Here is a 15,926-nt window from a genome sequence, read left to right on the forward strand (position 1 = left end):
CTCATACAGCTCGCGCGACTCACCTCGCGGCCGACTTTCCACGGCCGGACACAGCCGCGCCATCGCCGTTGCTGGCCGTCGCCGCGTCGCGCGTCTCGGGCATCGCCGCCCACACCAGCAGCACCGCGAGCGCACCGGCCGCCGCGAGGCAGAAGAAGCTCACCATGTTGCCGAAACGATCGGCGACGAAGCCCGCCGCCGTCGTGCTCAACGTCGCGCCGATGCCGGCCGCGAGCCCGAACAGGCCGATACACAGGTTGTAGCGGCCCTTGTCGCCGGCGACGTCGGCGGCGATCAGCGGCAGCATCACGCCGAACACCGCGGCGCTCAAGCCGTCTAGCATCTGCACCGGCACGAGCAGATAGGGGCTGCTGATGCCCGCGAACAGCAGCGCGCGGATCGGCAACGCGGAGAAGCCGAGCAGCAGAATCGGCCGGCGGCCCCAGCGTTCGGCCGAGCGCCCGACCCACGGCGACATCATCGCGACGATCGCCTGCGGCACGATGATGCATGCCGCGATCACGAGCTGCACGTTGTCTCCCATGCCGGCCGTCACTTCGCCGGCGGCCAGGTTCAGCATCGCCGCGTTCGACAGATGGAACAGCACGATGCACGCGGCGAACAGCAGCATGCGCTTGTCGCGCAGCAGCTCGCGCAGGCTTTCGCGCCGCTCGAGCTGCTCGGGGGTGGGCGCCGCTTGCGGCAGCTCGATCGTGTCGGTGCGCTGGATCATCGCGAGCGCGATCAGCGCGGGAACCGCGAGGCCCGCGGTCAGGACGAACACCGCGCGCGGCGAGTAGTACTCGCCGAACAGTCCCATCAGACCGGCCGCGACCGCGCTGCCGATCGACGCCCAGCGCGCATTGCGGCCGAGCCGGTCGCCGAGATTCGCGCGACCCACCAGCGCGAACGAGATCGCCGCGAGCGCCGGCGTCAGCATGCAGCTCGCGAAGCCGTGGAACACCTCGGCGGCGATCACCGGCAGCACGGTCGGGCTGATCGCGAGCAGCATCGCGCTGAGGATGATCGCGCCGATCGCCCACGCGGCCGCCGCTTTCTTGTTGCGCAACGCGTCGACCGCGGCGCCGGCGGGCACCTGGCTGACCATCGCGCTGATCGTGCCGACCGACAGAACCATGCCGATCTCGCCCTGGGTCCACTTGTGCGATGCGAGGTAGGACGCGATGAACGGCCCGAAGCCCGTCTGCACGTTGGCGACGAAGAAGTTGAGCCAATCGAGCGCGCGCAGACTTCGCGCCGTGACCATAGTACGGACCGTCATCGGACCGCCCGTGCGTTGGAAACCGCGACGGCCGACGATGCGGCCGGCGGCGCCGAGGCCGCCGGCGCGGCGCTGGCGGCAGGCTGCGCGGGCGGCGCCGGCGACACCGCGCGAATCGGCTTGTCGCTCGCGTAGAGCGGCGTCGCGTTGATCTGCGCGTCGCTCAGATCGATCTGCGGATGCAGTTCCTTGTCGCGCGTGACGAAGCGTAGCGCCGACCAGTTCGCGGCGATCGTGCGCCGGTCGGTGCTGACCATGCCGCCGACGTCGAGGACGATCGCCTGCGGCTGCGCGTTGCCGTCGATCAGCACGTCGACCACGCGGCCCACCTTGGCGCCGTTCGCGCGCTCGACGGTCGCATCGAGCAGCGCCAGTTCCAGCGGGTTCGATTTGTTCGCGGTGCTCGGCACGGCCGTCGGGTTCAGCGTGATCGGCGCCCCCTTCGCGGTCGGCACGAAGTGGAACGCGCCCCACGGGAAGTTCACCTTGCGGTCGCCGACGCCGAGGAAGCCCTGCAGATTGACGACCATCTCGCGCGGCTTGCCGGCCGCGTCGGCGATCATGTCGACCGCGCGGCCGACCACCTTGCCGTCGGGCTTCTGCACCTGGCTGTCGAGCAGCGCGTGCGCGTCGCTGCGCTCGATGGTGCGCAGCACGATCAGCGGCGGCGGCGGCGGGGGCGGCGGCGGAGCCGGCACGACGACGGGCGGCGGCGGTTCGACCTTGTGCGGCTTCACGACCGGCTTCTTCGGTTTCTTCGGCTCCTCGGGCCCCTCGTTCGCCTCGCTCTCGACCGGCTCGGACGCGGCCGCGGCGACCGGCGCGCTTGCCGGCTCGACCGGCATCACCGTCGCATCGACGATCGGCGCCTGCTGCGTACCCCACAGCAGGCTGCTGCAGCCGGACAGCGCGGCGAACGCGAACAGCGCGGCCACGGTGCACAGCCAGCGGAGCAGTCGAAGCACATCGAGCGAATCAGGCGAATCGAGCCGGCGAAGCGATCCAAGCGGTCCAAACGGGACAATCGGCAGGCGCCCGGCGGGGCGCGGAAAACCGCCAGTCATCAGGAAAAACTCCACGGGCAGGTGCGGACGGGCGCGATGAGCCGCCGCGGTTGGATGGGGTACGGCCCAGAGTTTAACCTGCGCTGCCGCGCGGGCAGCCTTTCGCCGGTTGCGTTGCAGGCGGTTTCGCCGATGCGCTGGCGGTATAGCGCTGCACGCCGCGTGCCTGGAACGCGATCGCCGGGGTGGTTTCGGCGCGTTTCGCGGCTGCCCGTATGCCGTAGGTGTATACGCGCGCAGCGCTTGCGCGAGCGACCGTCGCGCAAAAGATATAAGTCGCGCGACATGTCCGGCATGCCATTCATGCGATTGGACACATAGTTCGCTTCACCTACATTTCGACTCAGAAAAGCGTTATCCACACCAACAAATCCACGAGACGAACCTGATGACGGCCGCTTTAGCGGCCGTTTCAGCGCGCTGATAAAGGAGGCACTCATCATGATGGAACCCCAGGCCCTCGCGAATTCCGACGTCGCGAGCGAATCCTTCGATACCGAATCATTCCGCGGTAAGGGCTTTCTCGACCGCTACTTCGACATTTCCGCGCGCGGCAGCACGCAGCGCCAGGAGATCGTCGCCGGCATCACGACCTTCCTCGCGATGGTCTATTCCGTGTTCGTCGTGCCCGGCATGTTCGGCAAGGCGGGCTTCGATACCAGCGCGGTGTTCGTCGCCGTGTGTCTGACCACGGCGTTCGGCTCGCTACTGATGGGCGTGTGGGCGCGTCTGCCGATCGCGATCGGCTGCGCGATCTCGCTGACCGCGTTTACCGCGTTCGGCCTCGTGCTCGGCAAGGGCCTGCATCCAACCGTTGCGCTCGGCGCGGTGTTCCTGATGGGCGTCGTGTTCACGACTATTTCGGTGACCGGCGTGCGCTCGTGGATTTTGCGCAACCTGCCTGTCGGCATCGCGCACGGCACCGGGATCGGCATCGGCCTGTTCCTGCTGCTGATCGCCGCGAACGACGTCGGGCTCGTGGTCAAGAATCCGGGCGCGGGGCTGCCGGTGTCGCTCGGCAATATTGCGGCGTTGCCGGCGCTGATGTCGGTCGCCGGACTCGCCGCGATCTTCGGGCTCGTGCGGCGGCGCGTGCCGGGCTCGATCCTGATCGTGATCGTCGCGATCTCGGCGATCGGGCTCGCGATCGATCCGGCCGTGGCGTTTCATGGCATCTTCGCGGTGCCGTCGTTGAGCGCGCCGGGTCATGCGTCGCTGATCGGCGCGATGGACGTGAAGGGCGCGCTGTCGATGGCGGTGCTGCCGAGCGTGCTCGCGCTCGTGATGACCGCCGTGTTCGACGCGACCGGCACGATCCGCGCGGTCGCGGGCCAGGCGGGGCAGCTCGACGAAAACGGCCGCATCATCAACGGCGGCCGCGCGCTGACCGCCGATTCGCTGAGCTCGATCTTCTCGGGCCTGCTCGGCTGCGCGCCGGCGGCCGCGTATATCGAGTCGACGGTCGGCGTCGCGGCGGGCGCGAAGACGGGGATGGCGGCGGCGGTCGTCGGTCTGCTGTTTCTCGTCGTGATGTTCTTCTCGCCGCTCGCCGCGCTGGTGCCTTCGTATGCGACCGCGCCCGCGCTGATGTACGTGGGGCTGCTGATGCTGTCGAACGTCAGCAAGCTGCATATGGACGACATGGTCGACGCGATGGCGGGGCTCGTGTGCGCGGTGTTCATCGTGCTGACCGCGAACATCGTGACCGGCATCATGCTCGGCTTCGCGACGCTCGTGATCGGACGCGTCGTCAGCGGCGAGTATCGCAAGCTCAATGTCGGGACCGTGGCGATCGCAGTCGTGCTGGTCGGGTTTTATGTCGGCGGCTGGGCGATCTGAGTTTCGTTGCGGCTCCTTGACTTTCGCGTCAGCGTCTCTAAACCTTAACCTTGAGGTCAAGCCCTGCATCCGCAGGAAAGGAGACGCAGATGGAACCGCAACATCGCATCGGCAGCCGGGAAGAGTGGCTCGCCGCGAGCCGCGCGCTGCTCGCCGACGAAAAAGCGCATATGCGCGCCGGCGACGAACTCGCGCGCAAGCGCCGCGAATTGCCGTGGGTCAAGGTCGACAAGGTTTATACGTTCGATACGCCGGAAGGCCGCAAGACGCTCGCGGAGCTGTTCGACGGCCGCAGCCAGTTGATCGTTTATCACTTCATGCTGGGCCCGGACTGGGAAGAGGGGTGCGTCGGCTGCTCGTTTCTGTCGGACCATATGAGCGGCATTCTCACGCATCTGGTCCATCACGACGTCAGCTATGTGACGGTATCGCACGCGCCGCTCGAGAAGATCGACGCGTTCAAACGGCGCATGGGGTGGACCTTTCCGTGGGTGTCGTCGAGCGGCAGCGATTTCAATTTCGACTACCACGTGTCGTTCACGCCGGAGCAGCTGGCGAGTAAAAAGGCGTTCTACAACTTCACCGAGCAGGACGTCGGCATCGACGAACAGCACGGCCACAGCGTGTTCTACAAGGACGCAAACGGCGACGTGTATCACACGTACTCATGCTACGCACGCGGCGACGAGCGCTTCGTGAACACCTACGCGCTTCTGGACATCGCGCCGAAAGGCCGCAACGAGAACAGTAATCTGACCGACTGGGTCCGGCATCACGACCGCTACGACGACCACGCGCGCGCGGCTTGCCCGGCGTGCGGATCGTACACGGTGTGAAGCGGTGAAGCGGGTCGACGAAGGGGGCAAGGGGCGCGCGCCGCCTCTGTGCTGCACGAGCGCTGCATCAGCTCGCTACAGCGCCATCTCGAAGGCGGGTCTGAGGAACATTTCCATCGCCATCACGATGAGGCTCATCGCCGCGGCCGCGAGCGTCAGCACGCCGTATTCGTCGTAGCGCGTGTCGTACAGACACGCGACGACGAACAGAATCGCCATCAGGTTGGTCAGCCAGTCGAAGTTCAGCGCGAAGCTCATCGGTCGAATCGGGGCGTGTGCGCGACGGTGGAATCGCACCGTCAGGTGCCCACGATTCTATCGAAAGGAGCTTACGGATTCGCAACGACCGCGCTTACACAGCTTACGTTGCGCGGCGCGCAAAGCCGCGTCAAACGGTGCTTTGCGGCCCCATCATGTCGCGTTCGATCCATTCGATCACCGACCTGCGCCGCGGTTGCCAGCCGAGCAGTTTGCGCGCGCGTTCGCCGCGCACGCGGCTGTTCGAGCCAAGACCGTACGAGGCCATTTCGTAGCCCCATTCCTGTTTCGCGTCTTCGAGCGGCCAGTCCTGCGGCGCGCCGAGCTTCATCGCGCGTGCGATCGCGGCGCTCATGTCGCGGAACGACGCTTCGCCGCTTTCGACGAAATAGAACGTGCCGGCAGGGGTTTTATCGAGTGCGAGGCGATACAGCTCGGCGACGTCGTCGATATGCACGTTCGACCAGACGTTGCCGCCGCTGCCCACATGACGCACGACGCCGCTTTTCTGCGCCTGGCGCACGAGTCGCGGCAACTGCACGCTCGCGCTGCCGGCCACCGCGCCGTGACCGTAAATCAGCGTGTTGCACAGCACGGCCGAGCGCACGTTGCGTTGCGCGGCGTCGAGCACCAGTTGATCGATCGCGACGCGCGCGGCCTTGTCGGCGGTCGGTGTGGGCAGCGCGTCTTCGTGATAGATGCGTGCTTCACCCGCTTCGCCGCCCGATGCATCGCCGACGATGCTCGACCCGCTCGTGTGCAGGAACACCTTGCCCGAACCGGCGAGTCCGTCGATCAGCGCGCGTACCGCGCCTTCGTGATCGCTGCTCGCGGCGTTGATCACCGCGTCGGCCGCTTGCGCTTCGGCGATCAGCAACGCGCGGTCGTCGAGCGTGCCGAGCACGGGCTCGATGCCGAGCCGCTGCAACCCGGCGCTGTGTTCGGGTTTGCGAATCAGCCCGCGCACCTGATGGCCGGCGCGCGCCAGATGCGCCGCGATCGAGCCGCCGATAAAACCGCTTGCGCCAGTAACGAAAATCTTCAAGACGTTCTCCTGAGGGAAATGCCAGACAGGCACGCAGTATCGCTCGCGCGGATTCTCGCAAAAAGCGTGTTAGTCTCAAATCAATCTTGATCTGAAATCAACAATGAAAACCTCCACCGATGAATTGCTGGTGTTCGTCACCGTGATCGACAGCGGCTCGATTACCGCGGCGGCCGAGAAGTTGGGGCAGACCGTCTCCGGTGTGAGCCGCGCGCTCAAGCGCGTCGAGCGTGGTCGGCTCGCCGTGGTCGGCTCGCCGTGCTCGGCCAGATACGCCGGGCTCGCGAGCACGCGCAGCCTGCTCTCGCCGAGCGCGCGCGCATGCAGCGTCGAATCCTGCAGCGTGCAGTGCTTTCTGGATTTCATCGCGGCGCGGGTCAAGCTCTGATCCGCGTCGCAGAGCCTTCTGTCCTATAACCCAGATATCGGCGGAGCCGGCGTGTCCGGCTTCCCGCCAGCGAGAGCGCGCCAATTTTGGCCAGATGGCGACCCGCGCCGCGAAGGTGTATATACAACCGGGGGCTAAATCACGGCGGCCACGCCGACCCATGCGTCCAGGACCCGCCGCCTGCGACCTGCCGCCAAACCCGCCGCACTCCCGCCGAGCCACGTGGCAAATAATGGAAATCCCCAGGCACGAAATCTCGAAAAATAAGTTGTATATACAAGGCACGCCGGCTAGACTTATTTGAACTTGTATAGACAGGACGACAACCATGATTCTGAAGCCCGGCTACCTGACCCTCCCGCAACTGCGCCAGATCGCGCGTGAGCAGCTCACCCTGCAACTCGATCCCGCAAGCCACGCCGCCATCGACGCGTGCGCGCAGGCCGTCGCCGACATCACCGCCAAGGGCGAGCCGGCTTATGGCATCAATACCGGCTTCGGCCGCCTCGCCAGCACGCACATTCCGCGCGATCAGCTCGAACTGCTGCAACGCAATCTGGTGCTGTCGCACGCGGTCGGCGTCGGCGAGCCGATGTCGCGCCCGGTCGTGCGTCTGTTGATCGCGCTGAAGCTGTCGAGCCTCGGCCGCGGCCACTCGGGCATCCGCCGCGAAGTGATGGAGGCGCTGATCGCGCTGTTCAACGCCGACGTGCTGCCGGTGATCCCGGTCAAGGGCTCGGTCGGCGCATCAGGCGACCTCGCGCCGCTCGCGCATATGTCGGCGACCCTGCTCGGCGTCGGCGAAGTGTTCGCGAAGGGCGAGCGCATGCCGGCCACCGAAGGCCTCGCGCTCGTCGGTCTGAAGCCGCTGACGCTGCAGGCGAAGGAGGGTCTCGCGCTGCTGAACGGCACCCAGGCTTCGACCGCGCTCGCGCTGTACAACATGTTCGCGATCGAAGACCTGTACCGCACGGCGCTCGTCGCCGGCGCGCTGTCGGTTGACGCGGCGATGGGTTCGGTCAAGCCGTTCGATGCGCGCATCCACGAACTGCGCGGCCATCGAGGCCAGATCGACGCGGCCGCGGCTTATCGCTCGCTGCTGCAAGGCTCGGCGATCAACGTGTCGCACGCCGATTGCGACAAGGTGCAGGACCCGTACAGCCTGCGCTGCCAGCCGCAGGTGATGGGCGCGTGTCTGGACCAGATGCGTCAGGCCGCCGAAACGCTGCTGAGGGAAGCGAACGCGGTCTCCGACAATCCGCTGATTTTCCCGGACACCGGCGAAGTGCTGTCGGGCGGCAACTTCCACGCCGAGCCGGTCGCGTTCGCGGCCGACAACCTGGCGCTCGCCGTAGCGGAAATCGGCGCGCTCGCCGAACGCCGCATCGCACTGCTGATCGACGCGACGCTGTCGGGCCTGCCGCCGTTCCTCGTCAAGGATGGCGGCGTGAACTCCGGCTTCATGATTGCGCACGTGACGGCCGCCGCGCTCGCGTCGGAAAACAAGACGCTCGCGCATCCGGCTTCGGTCGATTCGCTGCCTACGTCCGCGAACCAGGAAGACCACGTGTCGATGGCGACGTTCGCCGCGCGCAAGCTCGGCGATATCGCCGACAACACCGCGAACATCCTGTCGATCGAACTGCTCGCCGCCGCCCAGGGTGTCGATCTGCGCGCGCCGCACAAGACCAGCCCGAGCCTGCAGAAGGTGATGGACCTCGTGCGCAAGGACGTCGCGCACTACGAGCTCGATCACTACTTCGCGCCGGACATCGCGGCGGTCACGAAGCTCGTGCAGGCCGGCGCGGTCGCGAAGCTGAGCCCGTTCTCGTTCGCGTCGGAACAATGAGTCGTCGAGAGCGCGGATCATACCCATGAACGCACCCGCTTATCAGGGCATCAAGGACTTCATCCTCGCGCGCATTCATGCGGGCGAGTGGGCCGAAGGCGACCAGGTGCCCTCCGAAAACGAGCTTGCCCGCGAGTTCAGCGTCGCGCGCATGACGGTCAACCGCGCGTTGCGCGAGTTGACCTCGGAGCAGGTGCTGACACGTGTACAAGGCTCGGGCACTTTCGTCGCCCGTCCCAAGTACGAGTCGACCCTGGTGGCGATCCGCAGCATCTCCGATGAAATCGTTGCGCGCGGTCATCGCTATCAGGCGAGGGTGCTGAACATCGGCGCCAGCATCGCCGATGCGGCGCTCGCCGAAGAGATGCAGGTGAGCGCGGGCAGCCCCGTGTTTCATTCGCGCCTGCTGCATTTCGAAAACGAGGAGCCGGTGCAGCTCGAGGAACGCTGGGTCAATCCGGCCGTCGCACCCGAATACGCGCTGCAGGACTTCACGAACACCACGCCCAACCAGTACCTCGTGCGCGTCGCGCCGCTGCAGCGCGTCGAGTACCGCATCGAGGCGCTCGCCGCCGACGACATCACGCGCGAGCTGTTGAACATGAGTGAACGCGAGCCGTGTCTGGTGCTGCACCGGCGCACGTGGTCGCAAGGCGAGGTCGCCTCGATCGCGAATCTGTGGCATCCGGGCACCCGTTACCGCTTCACTGGGCATTTCTGAATTCGCTTTTTCGTCTTCGCCGAATCTTTATCGAACCTCTTCACGCATGATTAGGGACACCATGAACAATCCGAAACACATCGATCCGCGTCTCGATCCGACTCGCACGATCCGCGCACCGCACGGCGCGGAAAAGACCTGCAAGACCTGGATCGCGGAAGCCGCGTACCGGATGATCCAGAATAATCTGGACCCCGAAGTCGCCGAGCACCCGCACGCGCTCGTCGTGTACGGCGGCATTGGCCGCGCCGCGCGCAACTGGGATTGCTTCGATCAGATCCTCGCGTCGCTGAAGGATCTGAACGAAGACGAAACGCTGCTGATTCAGTCGGGCAAGCCGGTCGGCGTGTTCCGCACCCATGCGGACGCGCCGCGCGTGCTGCTCGCGAACTCGAACCTCGTGCCGCATTGGGCAACGTGGGAACACTTTCACGAACTCGACCGCAAGGGCCTGATGATGTACGGTCAGATGACCGCGGGCAGCTGGATCTACATCGGCAGCCAGGGCATCGTCCAGGGCACCTACGAGACCTTCTTCGCGGTCGCGAACCAGCACTTCAACGGTGACCCGAAGGGCCGCTGGATTCTGACCGGCGGTCTCGGCGGCATGGGCGGCGCGCAGCCGCTCGCGGCGACGATGGCGGGCTTCTCGATGATCGCGGTCGAATGCGACGAGACGCGCATCGACTTCCGTCTGAAGACGCGCTACGTCGACAAGAAGGCGAAGACGCTCGACGAGGCGCTCGCGATGCTCGACGAAGCGAAGCACGCCGGCAAGCCGATCTCGGTTGGCCTGCTCGGCAATGCCGCCGACGTGTTCGCCGAGTGCGTCGCGCGCGGCATCACGCCGGACTGCGTGACCGACCAGACGAGCGCGCACGATCCGATTCACGGCTACCTGCCGCAGGGCTGGACGGTCGGAGACTGGCGCGAGCGCATGAAGACCGCGCCGGAAAGCATCGTCACGCCGGCCAGGCAGTCGATGGCCAGGCAGGTGCAGGCGATGCTGACGCTGCAGGAACGCGGCGCGGCAACGCTCGACTACGGCAACAACATTCGCCAGATGGCGCTCGAAATGGGCGTGGAAAACGCGTTCGATTTCCCGGGCTTCGTGCCGGCGTATATCCGGCCGCTGTTCTGCGAAGGCAAGGGCCCGTTCCGCTGGGTCGCGCTGTCGGGCGATCCCGAGGACATCTACAAGACCGATGCGAAGGTGAAGGAACTGATCCCCGACGATCCGCATCTGCACAACTGGCTCGACATGGCGCGCGAGCGCATCGCGTTCCAGGGTCTGCCGGCGCGGATCTGTTGGGTCGGCGTGAAGGATCGCTATCGTCTCGGCCAGGCGTTCAACGAAATGGTCAGGAACGGCGAGCTGAAGGCGCCGATCGTGATCGGCCGCGATCACCTCGATACCGGTTCGGTCGCGAGCCCGAACCGCGAAACCGAATCGATGAAGGACGGCTCGGACGCGGTCAGCGACTGGCCGTTGCTGAACGCGCTGCTGAACACGGCGGGCGGTGCGTCGTGGGTGTCGTTGCATCACGGCGGCGGCGTCGGCATGGGCTTCTCGCAGCATGCGGGCGTCGTGATCGTCGCGGACGGCACGCAAGCCGCGCACCAGCGCCTCGGCCGCGTGCTGTTGAACGATCCGGCCACCGGCGTGATGCGTCACGCGGATGCGGGCTATGAACTCGCGCAGCAGACGGCGCGCGAGGCCGGTCTCAATCTGCCGATGCTGGGCCGCTGATCGTGACCATGGCCAACCACGCGGGCGGCATGGCAGGCGTCACGCTGATTCGCGGCGCCGACCTCGTGGCGGCGCCGTGGAAAAACGGCGGCGGGCTCACGCGTGAGGTCGCGGCGTTTCCGTCGCACGGCGGCGGGCAGCGCGAGGCGAGCGCCGACTTCGTGTGGCGCGTGAGCGTCGCCGATGTCGCGCAGGCGGGACCGTTCTCGCGCTTCGACGGCGTCGACCGGACGCTGGTGTTGCTGTCTGGCGCGGGCATGCTGCTCGATGAGCTGGGCGACGCGGGCGTCGCCTCGACGCATGTGTTGCGGCAGCCGCTCGACATCGCGCGCTTCGATGGCGCGACGCGCATCGACGCGCGGCTCGTCGACGGGGCAACGCGCGACTTCAACCTGATGGTGCGGCGCGACGTGGCGCAGGGCGAGTTGGACGTGTGGCGCACTGGCACGCGGCAGGATGCGCCGCGCGTGCTCGACGGCGACGTGGCGCTGCTGTTTTGCGCGGGCGGCGCGGTCACGGTCGGACTGGCGGCGGACCACGCGCAAGCCGTGCGGTTAGACACCGGCGACACGCTGCGCGTCGACGGGCCGAACGCGCTCACTTGCACGCTGACGGGCGACGGCGCGGTGCTCGCGATCACGATTCGCTACACGCGATGATGAATCAACCGTGATAGGGCATCACATGCGCTCCATCGCGGACAACCCATCCACAGACACGCAACGAGCGGCAAAGAGCACGCGATGAAGCAAACCGTCTGGCATCACCTGAATTTGTGCCCGCAGGGCGATCCTCGCCACACGCTCGCCGATGCCGCGATTGCGGTCGACGGCGGCCGTATCGCGTGGCTCGGCGCTTTCGCCGATTTACCCACGCCTTATGCCGCATGGCCGCGCGAAGATCTGCGCGGCGCATGGGTGACGCCGGGCCTGATCGATTGCCATACGCACCTCGTGTACGGCGGCCAGCGCGCCGACGAATTCGCGCAGCGGCTCGCGGGCGTCAGCTACGAAGCAATCGCGCGACAGGGCGGCGGCATCGTCTCGACGGTGCGCGCGACGCGCGCCGCGGACGAAGCGTCGCTGTTCACGCAAGCGGCCGCGCGGCTCGAACCGCTGCTCGCCGAAGGCGTGACGGCGATCGAAATCAAATCGGGCTACGGGCTTGATCTCGCGAGCGAGCGCAAGATGCTGCGCGTCGCGCGGCAACTCGGCGAGCGCTATCCGGTCACGGTCTATACGACGTTTCTCGGCGCGCACGCGTTGCCGCCTGAATTCGCGGGCCGAGCGGACGCGTATATCGACGAAGTCTGCAACACGATGCTGCCCGCGCTCGCGGACGAAGGCCTCGTCGATGCGGTCGACGTGTTCTGCGAGCGCATCGGTTTTTCGCTGGAACAGAGCGAGCGCGTGTTCAACGCGGCCGCGCGCTACGAGCTGCCGGTCAAGATACACGCCGAGCAGTTGTCGAACGGCGGCGGCACCGCGCTCGCGGCACGGCATCGCGCGCTATCGGCGGATCACCTGGAGTTTCTCGACGAAGCCGGCGTCGCCGCGATGAAGGAAGCGGGCACCGTCGCGGTGCTGCTGCCGGGCGCGTACTACTTCATCCGCGAGACCCAGTTGCCGCCGCTCGAACTGCTGCGGCGCTACGAGGTGCCGATCGCGATCTCGACCGACAGCAACCCGGGCACCTCACCGGCGACTTCGTTACTGCTGATGATGAACATGGCGAGCACGCTGTTTCGCATGACCGTGCCCGAGGTGCTGCAAGGCGTCACCACGCACGCTGCGCGCGCGCTCGGCAAGAGCGATCGGCACGGTGCGCTGCAGGTCGGTCGCGCGGCCGACTTCGCGGTGTGGTCGGTCGATTCGCTGGCGGAGCTCGCTTACTGGATTGGCCGGCCGGTCTGCGCGCGGGTCGTGCGCGCGGGCGAAACCGTTTATACGCGGCGCGAGTCGCGTGTGACCTGAACTAGAACCTGAGAGATGACGCAAAGCAATCAATCGCTGTTCGCCGCTGACGCGTATCTGCCTGAGGGCTGGCGCCGCAACGTGCTGCTCGAATGGGACGCTCACGGCACGCTGACCTCGGTCACGACGGATCAACCCGAGGCGCCGGCGGGTGTGCCGAAGGCGGCGGGCCCCCTGATGCCAGGCATGCCGAATCTTCACTCGCACGCGTTCCAGCGCGCGATGGCGGGGCTCACCGAATATCGCGCCAACGCGACGGATAACTTCTGGTCGTGGCGCGACCTGATGTATCGCTTTGCCGCGCGCATCACGCCGGAAGGCCTCGCGAGCGTCGCGCAGTGGCTCTACATCGAGATGCTGAAGGCGGGCTATACGTCGGTGTGCGAGTTCCACTACGTGCACCACGCGCAGGACGGCCAGCGCTACGCGAATCAGGCCGAGCTTGCGCAACACGTGGTGGACGCGGCATCGGCGAGCGGTATCGGCATCACGATGCTGCCGGTGCTGTATCAGTACAGCGGCTTCGGCGCGCGCGCGCCGCGCGACGATCAGCGGCGCTTCATCAATACGCCTGAGAGCCTGCTCGATCTGCTCGGCACGCTACGCGCCGCGCGCCCCGAACATGCGGCGCTGCGTTACGGCGTGGCGCCGCATTCGCTGCGCGCGGTATCGGAGGCGTCGCTGCGCACGTTGCTCGGCGCCATCGACGCAACCGTGCCTGTCCACATCCATATCGCCGAACAGACCGCCGAGGTCGACGCGTGCCTCGAAACCGAAGGCACGCGGCCGGTGCAATGGCTGCTCGATCGTTTCGATGTGGACAGCCGCTGGTGTCTCGTGCACGCGACCCACGTCGATGCGAACGAAACGCTCGCGCTCGCGAAGAGCGGCGCGGTCGCGGGTTTGTGTCTGACCACCGAGGCCAATCTCGGCGACGGCATTTTTCCCGCGCAAGACTATCTCGACGCGCAGGGCAGCATCGGCGTCGGCTCGGATAGCCATGTCGGCGTCGATTGGCGCGCCGAGTTGCGTCTGCTCGAATACGGCCAGCGTCTGACGCGCCGGCAGCGCAACGTGCTGGCGTCGGCGCAAGCTCCGCATGTCGCGGATCGTCTGTACGCGGCCGCACTCGGCGGCGGCGCGCGTGCGACCGGCCGCGCGGTCGGCGCGTTGCGGCCGGGCCATCGCGCGGACTGGCTCGTGCTCGACGCCGACCATACGAGCATCGCCGGGCATGAGCGCGAGGCGTGGCTGTCGGGCGTCGTATTCTGCGAGCACGGCGATACGCCGATCCGCGACGTCTACGCGGGCGGCGTCAAGCTCGTCGACGATCGCCGGCATCGCGACGAAGAGGGTGCCTATGCGCGCTATCGCGCGGCGCTCGCGGAACTGCTCAAATAACGGCCATGACCCGCCGAACTGATTCTCCGATCCCACTGATTCCGGACTGACATGACTGCTTCGAACCTCACGCCGGTTTTCTCGCTGCATCAGGGAAGCCTGCCGCTGCTGATCTCGATCCCGCATCTGGGTACGCAAATCCCCGCCGAGATCGCCGTGACGATGACACCGGTCGCGCAACGCACCGACGATTGCGACTGGCATCTCGATCGCCTGTATGCATTCGCGAAACGCCTCGGCGCGTCGATCCTGACGCCGACCTTCGCGCGCTACGTGGTCGACCTGAATCGTCCGCCCGACGGCGCGAACCTGTACCCGGGGCAGGACACTACGGGTCTGCTGCCGGTCGATACGTTCGACAGGGAGCCGCTCTATCGCGACGGCCATCTGCCCGACGACGCCGAGATCGCGCGCCGTCGCGACGCGTACTGGAAGCCGTATCACGACGCGCTGACCGGCGAGCTCGCGGCGCTGAAGGCGAAGCACGGCAAGGTGCTGCTGTGGGAAGCGCATTCGATCCGCTCGCGCGTGCCGCGTTTTTTCGACGGACGTCTGCCGGATTTCAACTTCGGCACGTCGAACGGTGCGAGCGCCGCGCCGGGCCTGGCTGACGAACTGGCCGCGCTGGTCGGGCGTCACGGCGGCTATACGGCGATCGCGAATGGCCGCTTCAAGGGCGGCTATATCACGCGGCAATACGGGCAGCCCGAGCAGGGCGTGCATGCGGTGCAACTCGAGCTGTCGCAGATCACGTACATGGAAGAGCGCCTGCCTTATGCATACGATGAAGACCTCGCCGCGAAGGTCGCGCCACTGCTCGAAGCGCTGGTAACGACGGCTCTCGCTCGCGTGAAATCCGCCTGAAGCTTGTATTCCTTTCTCACCACGCGGATCACGATTGCTGCAGGAGCGCGCGGCAACGTGGTCCGCGTCGGCCTGCATCGGTCAGCGTATCGCGAAGGTGTAACAGCATGTGTCCGTGATTGCGCGCCGGCGCGTTCATATGGAATGGTTTGAGCGTCGAGCGCACACGGCGTATCGTGCGCCGGCTGTTTCACGACGCGGCGCGGCATGAAAAAAAGCCCCGCGAAAGCGGGGCTTTTTGATGTGCACCGCGTCCATCGGACACGGTTTCACCGCCATTAGTGGCAGCGCTTTTCCCAATGATGATGCACGTGCACCTTATGGCACTCGTGCTGATGCTCATTGGCCTGAGCGGGGACGATCGCGCTCAGGGTGGCAGCGGCTGCGGCGATGGCGAGAACGATTTTCTTCATTACAAAACCCTTAAGTCAGTGTTGTGGAGCAACCCATGCAGCACGACGCGTGCCGCATCGGCGTGTAAGCATGCCACATCAAGCGGCCGCGGATAGGACCGGCGCGCGAATACGTGTCTCAAGGCAACACGCGATGTGTCGAAAGCCCTGTTTCAACGCGCTTTGCGCTGAATTGGCCGGTGCGTACCGTGTCAAATGTGTACCTTCGGCATCTGGGCCCCACCGCACGCAAAGCGGCATAGC

General features: G+C 66.4%; 14 protein-coding genes and 2 pseudogenes. 10 read left to right on the plus strand and 6 right to left on the minus strand.

What is annotated here, in order from left to right; all coding sequences use genetic code 11:
* Positions 1-19: 19 nt before the first annotated feature.
* A complete protein-coding gene (locus OKW41_RS27380; RefSeq protein ID WP_429574564.1) occupies positions 20-1,282 on the minus strand; it encodes an MFS transporter in 1,263 nt (420 codons plus the stop codon).
* Complete coding sequence (locus OKW41_RS27385; protein WP_429574565.1) at positions 1,279-2,346, minus strand: PRC-barrel domain-containing protein; 1,068 nt, start codon at positions 2,344-2,346, stop codon at positions 1,279-1,281. Before OKW41_RS27385 ends, OKW41_RS27380 begins: the two co-directional genes overlap by 4 nt.
* Positions 2,347-2,790: 444 nt before the next feature.
* On the opposite strand from OKW41_RS27385, the gene OKW41_RS27390 reads away from it, so the two are divergent.
* Complete coding sequence (locus OKW41_RS27390) at positions 2,791-4,185, plus strand: NCS2 family permease (RefSeq protein ID WP_429576486.1); 1,395 nt, start codon at positions 2,791-2,793, stop codon at positions 4,183-4,185.
* Between the two features lie 89 nt (positions 4,186-4,274).
* The gene (locus tag OKW41_RS27395) at positions 4,275-5,021 is read left to right on the plus strand and encodes a DUF899 domain-containing protein (RefSeq protein ID WP_018418562.1); all 747 of its coding nucleotides are present in this window, start codon (positions 4,275-4,277) and stop codon (positions 5,019-5,021) included.
* Between the two features lie 75 nt (positions 5,022-5,096).
* Here OKW41_RS27395 and OKW41_RS27400 read toward each other — a convergent pair whose 3' ends face one another.
* Both OKW41_RS27400 and OKW41_RS27405 read right to left on the minus strand, forming a co-directional pair.
* Complete coding sequence (locus tag OKW41_RS27400) at positions 5,097-5,279, minus strand: hypothetical protein (RefSeq protein WP_018418561.1); 183 nt, start codon at positions 5,277-5,279, stop codon at positions 5,097-5,099.
* Between the two features lie 130 nt (positions 5,280-5,409).
* Positions 5,410-6,324, minus strand: a complete 915-nt coding sequence (locus OKW41_RS27405) for an NAD-dependent epimerase/dehydratase family protein (RefSeq protein ID WP_429574566.1) — start codon at positions 6,322-6,324, stop codon at positions 5,410-5,412.
* A 103-nt stretch (positions 6,325-6,427) separates the two neighbouring features.
* Here OKW41_RS27405 and OKW41_RS27410 point away from each other — a divergent pair.
* A pseudogene (locus OKW41_RS27410) lies at positions 6,428-6,556 on the plus strand (LysR family transcriptional regulator); the annotation flags it as partial.
* Between the two features lie 10 nt (positions 6,557-6,566).
* Here the strand turns inward: OKW41_RS27410 and OKW41_RS27415 are convergent.
* Positions 6,567-6,666 (minus strand): annotated as a pseudogene (locus OKW41_RS27415) (LysR family transcriptional regulator); the annotation flags it as partial.
* Positions 6,667-7,040: 374 nt separating this feature from the next.
* Between OKW41_RS27415 and hutH the strand changes: the two are divergent.
* The 7 genes from hutH (at position 7,041) to hutG (ending at position 15,270) form a co-directional block, all read left to right on the plus strand.
* Positions 7,041-8,561, plus strand: a complete 1,521-nt coding sequence (hutH, locus tag OKW41_RS27420; RefSeq protein WP_429574567.1) for a histidine ammonia-lyase — start codon at positions 7,041-7,043, stop codon at positions 8,559-8,561.
* Positions 8,562-8,586: 25 nt separating this feature from the next.
* Positions 8,587-9,282, plus strand: a complete 696-nt coding sequence (gene hutC, locus OKW41_RS27425) for a histidine utilization repressor (protein ID WP_429448966.1) — start codon at positions 8,587-8,589, stop codon at positions 9,280-9,282.
* 61 nt (positions 9,283-9,343) lie between these two features.
* A complete protein-coding gene (gene hutU / locus OKW41_RS27430) occupies positions 9,344-11,032 on the plus strand; it encodes a urocanate hydratase (RefSeq protein WP_429574568.1) in 1,689 nt (562 codons plus the stop codon).
* An 8-nt stretch (positions 11,033-11,040) separates the two neighbouring features.
* Positions 11,041-11,691, plus strand: coding sequence for a HutD/Ves family protein (locus tag OKW41_RS27435; RefSeq protein ID WP_429574569.1), 651 nt, complete (start codon positions 11,041-11,043; stop codon positions 11,689-11,691).
* 84 nt (positions 11,692-11,775) lie between these two features.
* On the plus strand, positions 11,776-13,005 hold the full coding sequence (gene hutI / locus OKW41_RS27440; RefSeq protein ID WP_429574570.1) for an imidazolonepropionase: 1,230 nt from the start codon (positions 11,776-11,778) through the stop codon (positions 13,003-13,005).
* Between the two features lie 15 nt (positions 13,006-13,020).
* Positions 13,021-14,406, plus strand: a complete 1,386-nt coding sequence (locus tag OKW41_RS27445) for a formimidoylglutamate deiminase (RefSeq protein ID WP_429574571.1) — start codon at positions 13,021-13,023, stop codon at positions 14,404-14,406.
* A 51-nt stretch (positions 14,407-14,457) separates the two neighbouring features.
* Positions 14,458-15,270: an N-formylglutamate deformylase gene (hutG, locus tag OKW41_RS27450; protein WP_429574572.1), complete on the plus strand. Its 813-nt coding sequence runs from the start codon at positions 14,458-14,460 to the stop codon at positions 15,268-15,270.
* Between the two features lie 278 nt (positions 15,271-15,548).
* Here hutG and OKW41_RS27455 read toward each other — a convergent pair whose 3' ends face one another.
* Positions 15,549-15,683: a hypothetical protein gene (locus OKW41_RS27455; RefSeq protein ID WP_429448976.1), complete on the minus strand. Its 135-nt coding sequence runs from the start codon at positions 15,681-15,683 to the stop codon at positions 15,549-15,551.
* Between the last annotated feature and the right edge of the window lie 243 nt (positions 15,684-15,926).

The sequence above is a fragment of the Paraburkholderia sp. UCT70 genome (assembly GCF_050434085.1).
Lineage (GTDB): Bacteria > Pseudomonadota > Gammaproteobacteria > Burkholderiales > Burkholderiaceae > Paraburkholderia > Paraburkholderia tuberum.

Coding starts and splice junctions, on each gene's coding strand:
- OKW41_RS27380 (WP_429574564.1), bottom strand. CDS start 1,282: ATGACGGTCCGTACTATGGTCACGGCGCGAAGTCTGCGCGCGCTCGAT.
- OKW41_RS27385 (WP_429574565.1), bottom strand. CDS start 2,346: ATGACTGGCGGTTTTCCGCGCCCCGCCGGGCGCCTGCCGATTGTCCCG.
- OKW41_RS27390 (WP_429576486.1), top strand. CDS start 2,791: ATGGAACCCCAGGCCCTCGCGAATTCCGACGTCGCGAGCGAATCCTTC.
- OKW41_RS27395 (WP_018418562.1), top strand. CDS start 4,275: ATGGAACCGCAACATCGCATCGGCAGCCGGGAAGAGTGGCTCGCCGCG.
- OKW41_RS27400 (WP_018418561.1), bottom strand. CDS start 5,279: ATGAGCTTCGCGCTGAACTTCGACTGGCTGACCAACCTGATGGCGATT.
- hutH (WP_429574567.1), top strand. CDS start 7,041: ATGATTCTGAAGCCCGGCTACCTGACCCTCCCGCAACTGCGCCAGATC.
- hutC (WP_429448966.1), top strand. CDS start 8,587: ATGAACGCACCCGCTTATCAGGGCATCAAGGACTTCATCCTCGCGCGC.
- hutU (WP_429574568.1), top strand. CDS start 9,344: ATGAACAATCCGAAACACATCGATCCGCGTCTCGATCCGACTCGCACG.
- OKW41_RS27435 (WP_429574569.1), top strand. CDS start 11,041: ATGGCCAACCACGCGGGCGGCATGGCAGGCGTCACGCTGATTCGCGGC.
- hutI (WP_429574570.1), top strand. CDS start 11,776: ATGAAGCAAACCGTCTGGCATCACCTGAATTTGTGCCCGCAGGGCGAT.
- OKW41_RS27445 (WP_429574571.1), top strand. CDS start 13,021: ATGACGCAAAGCAATCAATCGCTGTTCGCCGCTGACGCGTATCTGCCT.
- hutG (WP_429574572.1), top strand. CDS start 14,458: ATGACTGCTTCGAACCTCACGCCGGTTTTCTCGCTGCATCAGGGAAGC.
- OKW41_RS27455 (WP_429448976.1), bottom strand. CDS start 15,683: ATGAAGAAAATCGTTCTCGCCATCGCCGCAGCCGCTGCCACCCTGAGC.